The sequence below is a fragment of the Enterobacter cloacae complex sp. GF14B genome (assembly GCF_004136805.1).
GTDB lineage: Bacteria > Pseudomonadota > Gammaproteobacteria > Enterobacterales > Enterobacteriaceae > Enterobacter > Enterobacter hormaechei_C.
The window spans coordinates 1-6,567 of sequence record NZ_QFRV01000132.1 but is presented as its reverse complement, the minus strand read 5'-3'; the positions used below and the strand labels follow the sequence as shown (position 1 = coordinate 6,567).

Below are 6,567 nucleotides of genomic sequence, written 5' to 3'. Positions count from 1 at the left end.
ACTTCAGCATCTTATGGACGTCGATGGCGTTTCTGCTCGCCGCGCCACCGTTTAACTACTCAGAAGGCGTGATTGGCCTGTTCGGGCTGGCAGGCGCGGCTGGCGCACTGGGCGCGCGCCCGGCGGGTGGGCTGGCCGATAAAGGTAAATCTCATATGACCACCTCCGCAGGGCTGGTTTTACTCCTCCTCTCCTGGGCGGCCATCTGGTACGGACACGTCTCCGTGCTGGCGCTGATTGTCGGTATTCTGGTGCTAGACCTCACCGTGCAGGGCGTACACATCACCAACCAGACCGTGATTTACCGCGTGAAGCCGGACGCCCGTAACCGTCTGACGGCCGGGTACATGACCAGCTACTTTATCGGCGGCGCGGCGGGCTCGCTCATCTCAGCCTCCGCCTGGCAGCATGCGGGCTGGACGGGAGTGTGCGCCATCGGCGCCATCGTCGCGGCGATAAATCTGCTGGTATGGTGGCGCGGCTATCACCGTCAGGAAGCAATTCACTAAGTTTTACATTGCTTTGGGTCCCCTGGGGTGTAAAGGGGGCCTGCATCTGTTAAGGTAACAGCAATCATTTATCCCAGAAATTTTACTGTGGGTGACATATTTACTACCGGCATGAATAGTTCAGACCCCTGTCCTCACATCCCCTCTTTCGCGGGTACACACCCCACACTCTCTGTGCTCACCGGGTCACGGATTTACCCGGCGCTTTCTGATGGTGACATACGTTTGGCGGATATAACCGCACAAATAATTCATTTACATTATTTGTCACTGTCGTTACTATATCGGCTGTAATTAATGAGGTTATGCCCAAAATGGATAGTTCGTTTACGCCCATTGAACAAATGCTTAAGTTCCGCGCCAGTCGTCATGAGGACTTCCCGTATCAGGAAATTCTGCTGACCCGCCTGTGCATGCACATGCAGGGTAAGCTGCTGGAAAATCGTAACAAGATGCTGAAAGCGCAAGGGATTAACGAGACGTTGTTTATGGCGTTGATTACGCTGGAGTCTCAGGAAAATCACAGCATTCAGCCATCGGAACTGAGCTGTGCGCTGGGGTCATCCCGTACCAATGCAACCCGTATCGCGGATGAACTGGAAAAGCGCGGCTGGATTGAACGCCGTGAAAGCGATAACGATCGCCGCTGCCTGCATCTGCAACTGACCGAGAAAGGTCACGAATTCTTGCGCGAAGTGCTGCCACCGCAGCACAACTGCCTGCACCAGCTCTGGTCTGCCCTCAGCACCGCCGAGCGCGACCAGCTTGAGCATATTACTCGCAAGCTGCTCACCCGTCTGGACCAGATGGATGAAGATGGCGTCATCCTTGAGGCGCTGCGCTAACGCGACGATCCGCTCAACATTCCAGATTGCTAAAAAGAAAAACTGACAGGCCAGCACGTGAAACTGCTGGCCTTTCTGACAACAGGTCGGCTCAGCCGATGTGAAAATAAAAAGATCGTGGAGAACAACAATGAGCGCAAATGCGGAGAACACCCCCCCGCAGCAACCGGTCAACAAAAAGGGCAAACGTAAGAGCGCCCTTATTCTGCTGACCTTGCTCTTTATTATTATTGCCGTGGCATATGGGATCTATTGGTTTTTAGTCTTGCGTCATGTTGAAGAGACAGACGATGCATACGTGGCAGGGAATCAGGTTCAAATCATGGCCCAGGTGTCAGGCAGCGTGACGAAAGTCTGGGCTGATAACACCGACTTTGTGAAAAAAGGCGATGTGCTGGTCACGCTCGATCCAACCGACGCCCAACAGGCTTTTGAAAAAGCACAGACGGCTCTGGCCTCCAGCGTTCGCCAGACCCGCCAGCTGATGATCAACAGCAAGCAGCTTCAGGCCAATATCGACGTGCAGAAAACGGCGCTGGCTCAGGCGCAGAGCGACCTCAATCGTCGTGTTCCTCTCGGCACCGCCAACCTGATTGGCCGTGAAGAGTTGCAGCACGCCCGCGATGCGGTGGCCAGCGCACAGGCGCAGCTGGACGTGGCGATCCAACAGTACAACGCTAATCAGGCGATGGTGCTGGGTACTTCTCTGGAAAACCAGCCGGCGGTGAAACAGGCGGCGACCGAAGTGCGTAACGCATGGCTTGCCCTGCAACGTACCAAAATCGTCAGCCCGATGACCGGCTACGTTTCCCGTCGTTCCGTACAGCCAGGGGCGCAGATTAGCACCACCACGCCGCTGATGGCGGTAGTTCCGGCGAACAATCTGTGGGTCGATGCGAACTTCAAAGAGACCCAGCTGGCGCATATGCGTATCGGCCAAACCGCAACTGTGGTCAGCGATATTTACGGCGATGACATCAAGTACACCGGGAAAGTGGTCGGTCTGGACATGGGGACCGGCAGCGCGTTTAGCCTGCTGCCTGCACAGAACGCCACCGGCAACTGGATCAAAGTGGTACAGCGCTTGCCTGTGCGTATCGAACTGGATCCTAAGCAGCTGGCAGACCATCCGCTGCGAATTGGCCTTTCCACGCTGGTGACGGTCGATACCGCCAACCGAGACGGTCAGATCCTCGCAAGCCAGGTGCGCAGTACGCCAGCTTATGAAAGTAACGCCCGTGAAATTAGCCTCGATCCGGTCAATAAGCTGATCGATGACATCGTGAAGGCAAACGCCGGTTAAGCCGAAGGTGAGCGTTATGCAACAGCAAAAGCCGCAAAAACCGCTGGAGGGGGCGCAACTGGTCATTATGACCATTGCGCTGTCGCTGGCGACATTCATGCAGGTGCTGGACTCCACCATCGCAAACGTGGCGATCCCTACGATCGCCGGGAACCTTGGCTCATCGCTGAGCCAGGGGACCTGGGTCATTACCTCGTTCGGGGTGGCGAACGCCATCTCCATTCCTATCACCGGCTGGCTGGCGAAGCGCGTCGGTGAAGTGAAGCTGTTCCTTTGGTCGACGATCCTGTTCGTGCTGGCCTCCTGGGCCTGCGGCATGTCCAGTAGCCTGACGATGCTGATTTTCTTCCGCGTCATCCAGGGGATTGTCGCCGGGCCGTTGATTCCGCTGTCGCAGAGTTTGCTGCTGAACAACTATCCGCCCGCCAAACGCTCCATCGCGCTCGCGCTGTGGTCGATGACGGTGATTGTCGCCCCAATTTGCGGGCCAATCCTCGGCGGCTATATCAGCGATAACTATCACTGGGGCTGGATCTTCTTCATCAACGTACCCATCGGTGCGCTGGTGGTACTGATGACGCTACAGTCTCTGCGTGGTCGCGAAACGCGGACCGAACAGCGGCGGATCGACGGCATCGGGCTGGCACTGCTGGTTGTCGGCATCGGCAGCCTGCAAATCATGCTCGACCGCGGCAAAGAGCTGGACTGGTTCGCCTCTACGGAAATCATCGTGCTGACGGTGGTCGCTGTGGTGGCCATCAGCTTCCTGATTGTCTGGGAGCTGACGGACGACAACCCGATAGTCGACCTCTCGTTGTTTAAATCGCGAAACTTCACCATCGGCTGCCTGTGTATCAGCCTCGCCTATATGCTCTACTTCGGCGCGATTGTTCTGCTGCCGCAGCTGTTGCAGGAGGTGTACGGCTATACCGCAACCTGGGCGGGGCTGGCCTCCGCGCCGGTGGGGTTAATTCCGGTTCTGCTGTCGCCGATTATTGGCCGTTTCGCCCATAAGCTCGACATGCGCAGGCTGGTGACGTTCAGCTTCATCATGTACGCCGTGTGCTTCTACTGGCGCGCGTATACGTTTGAACCGGGAATGGACTTTGGCGCCTCCGCGTGGCCACAGTTTATTCAGGGCTTCGCCGTAGCGTGCTTCTTCATGCCGCTGACCACCATTACGCTTTCCGGCTTGCCGCCTGAGCGGATGGCGGCGGCATCGAGCCTGTCGAACTTCACCCGTACGCTGGCGGGCTCCATCGGGACATCGATCACCACCACGCTGTGGACCAACCGGGAATCGATGCACCATGCTCAACTCACCGAAGCGGTGAACCCGTTCAACCCTAACGCTCAGCAGATGTATAGCCAGCTTGAGGGGATGGGGATGACGGAGCAGCAGGCGTCCGGCTGGCTTGCCCAGCAGATCACCAACCAGGGGCTGATTATCTCGGCAAACGAGATTTTCTGGATATCGGCGGGGATCTTTATCGTCCTGCTGGGGCTGGTGTGGTTTGCCAAACCACCGTTTGGGGCCGGTAGCGGGGGCGGTGGGGCGCATTAGCCCTCATTACAGGACGCCTTACCCGGCCTACGATCGTAGGCCCGGTAAGCGCAGCGCCACCGGGCAACTTCTACGGTTGTCCAAAACGCGACAGCGATTGTCAGTTCCGATAAAGCAGCGCGCCTGAAATCGATTCACGATAGTGAAAAGACAACAGGAGCGCACCATGCTGAACACACCCGCCGACAAATACCAGCCTTACCCCACCCTTTCGTTGCCCGACCGCCGCTGGCCGGAGCAGATTATCACCTGCGCCCCGCGTTGGCTCTCGACCGACTTACGCGACGGTAACCAGGCGCTGGCCGAGCCGATGGACAGCGCGCGCAAGCTGCAATTCTGGGATCTGCTGCTGACCTGCGGGTTTAAAGAAATAGAAGTCGCCTTCCCGTCCGCCTCGCAGACGGACTTTAATTTTGTACGTCAGCTGATTGAGGAGAACCGCATCCCGGATGACGTCACCATTCAGGTGTTAACGCAGGCGCGGGACGATCTTATCCATCGCACTTTCGACTCCCTGCGCGGCGCGAAGCAGGCCACCGTTCACCTGTATAACGCTACCGCCCCGCTGTTCCGCCGTCTGGTATTCGGCATGGAGAAAGCGCAAATCGTCGAGCTGGCGACGCGCGCGACGCGCCTGATTCGTCAGCTGTGTGAAGAGAACCCTGACACCCGCTGGCAGTACGAATACTCCCCGGAAACCTTCTGCTTTACCGAACCGGAGTTTGCGCTGGAGATTTGTGAAGCCGTGGCGGAGATCTGGCAGCCGTGCGCGGCGCGTCCGATGATCGTCAACCTGCCCGCTACCGTCGAAGTGAGCACGCCGAACGTCTATGCTGACCAGATCGAGTATTTCTGCCGCCACTTCAGCCGCCGCAGTGACGTCTGTATCAGCGTACATCCGCATAACGATCGCGGAACGGGCGTCGCCAGCGCGGAGCTGGCCGTCATGGCCGGGGCTGACCGCGTGGAGGGCTGCCTGTTTGGCAACGGTGAGCGCACGGGCAACGTCTGCCTGGTGACGCTGGCGATGAACCTCTACAGCCAGGGCATTAGCCCGAATCTGGATTTCAGCGATATGAATCGGGTGGTTGAAACGGTAGAAACCTGCAACCAGCTGCCCGTCCATCCGCGCCATCCGTGGGCGGGTCGTCTGGCTTACACCGCCTTCTCCGGCTCGCACCAGGATGCCATCAAGAAAGGTTTCGATGCCCGTAAGCCTGGCGAACGTTGGGAGATGCCCTATCTGCCCGTCGACCCGCAGGATATTGGCTGTACCTATGAAGCGGTGATCCGCGTGAACAGCCAGTCAGGAAAAAGCGGAAGCGCCTGGCTTATTGAGCAAAACCACGGCCTGAAATTGCCTCGCGCCCTGCAACAGGATTTTAGCCAGCACGTGCAGCAGGAAACGGATAACCATGGAAAAGAGATGACGCAGAATGCGCTCTGGCAGCTGTTCCGCGCCCGTTACGGCCTGGTGGCGAGCCCGCCATTAGCGCTGCAATCGTACCGCAGCGACAGCCAGCAGGACGGCCAGCTGCGGCTGACGGCAAGCGTCGCCACGCATGGGGGCACCCGCCAGCTGGAAGGCCAGGGAAACGGTTTGCTCTCCGCCGCCGCTCACGGCTTAAGCCGCTGGATCAACGCGTCGTTTGTGATCAAGGATTATCACGAACATACGTTAGGCGAACGCAGCGACAGCCGCTCGGTGGCCTATATCCGCTGCCTGTTCCAGGATGGGACCAGCCGCTGGGGCGTGGGCATCGACAGCGACGTGGCACGCGCGTCGATTCAGGCGCTTTTTAACGCGGTCAGTCGTTCCTGAAGTAATCGCTGGGTGAGAGACCCATTACCCGGCGAAACATTGCCGTAAAGGCGCTGTGGCTGCCATACCCCAGATCCAGCGCCACGCGTAATACCGGCTGGCCCTGCGCCAGCCGCACTAAGGCTTCCAGCAGTCGCGCCCTTCTCACCCACTCGCCGTAGCTCAGGCCTGTCTGCTGCTGAAAATGACGGTTCAGCGTGCGTTCGCTCATCCCCACAATACCTGCGGCCTGGGCGCTGCTCCAGCTTTCTCCCGGGGCCATTCGAATCTGCTGGCAGAGATGGCGCAGCGCTTCGCTTTCCGGCTCGGGCAGGTGAAACGGCAGCACCGGCATGAGACGAATTTCATCGAGGATCAGCTCATAAACACGTTCATCGCGGCTTCCGGGTGCGTAAGATTCAGGAAGCGTAAGGGAGGTCAGGATCAGCTCGCGCAGCAGGGGCGAGATCTGCACGATCTGGCAGGTCGCCGGGAGATCGGCGCGCGCCAGCGGGTCGATAAACAGCGTGCGGGCGGCAACGTTG

The 6,567-nt window shown here is 58.5% G+C and carries 6 protein-coding genes; 5 read left to right on the top strand and 1 reads right to left on the bottom strand.

From position 1 onward, the window contains the following. The 5 genes from DD606_RS23360 to leuA form a co-directional block, all read left to right on the top strand. Nucleotides 1-509 (top strand): MFS transporter (locus DD606_RS23360; protein WP_129259236.1); only part of this gene is annotated, 509 nt, incomplete at its 5' end. 314 nt (nucleotides 510-823) lie between these two features. Next, complete coding sequence (gene emrR / locus DD606_RS23355; protein ID WP_017694792.1) at nucleotides 824-1,354, top strand: multidrug efflux transporter EmrAB transcriptional repressor EmrR; 531 nt, start codon at nucleotides 824-826, stop codon at nucleotides 1,352-1,354. Nucleotides 1,355-1,484: 130 nt separating this feature from the next. After that, the gene (gene emrA / locus DD606_RS23350; RefSeq protein ID WP_022651722.1) at nucleotides 1,485-2,657 is read left to right on the top strand and encodes a multidrug efflux MFS transporter periplasmic adaptor subunit EmrA; all 1,173 of its coding nucleotides are present in this window, start codon (nucleotides 1,485-1,487) and stop codon (nucleotides 2,655-2,657) included. A gap of 16 nt (nucleotides 2,658-2,673) precedes the next feature. After that, a complete protein-coding gene (emrB, locus tag DD606_RS23345; RefSeq protein ID WP_006811709.1) occupies nucleotides 2,674-4,221 on the top strand; it encodes a multidrug efflux MFS transporter permease subunit EmrB in 1,548 nt (515 codons plus the stop codon). 166 nt (nucleotides 4,222-4,387) lie between these two features. Further along, on the top strand, nucleotides 4,388-6,043 hold the full coding sequence (leuA, locus tag DD606_RS23340; protein WP_032610003.1) for a 2-isopropylmalate synthase: 1,656 nt from the start codon (nucleotides 4,388-4,390) through the stop codon (nucleotides 6,041-6,043). Here the strand turns inward: leuA and DD606_RS23335 are convergent. Continuing rightward, nucleotides 6,030-6,567 (bottom strand): AraC family transcriptional regulator (locus DD606_RS23335; protein ID WP_139158342.1); only part of this gene is annotated, 538 nt, incomplete at its 5' end. The two genes, leuA and DD606_RS23335, sit on opposite strands and share 14 nt — an antisense overlap.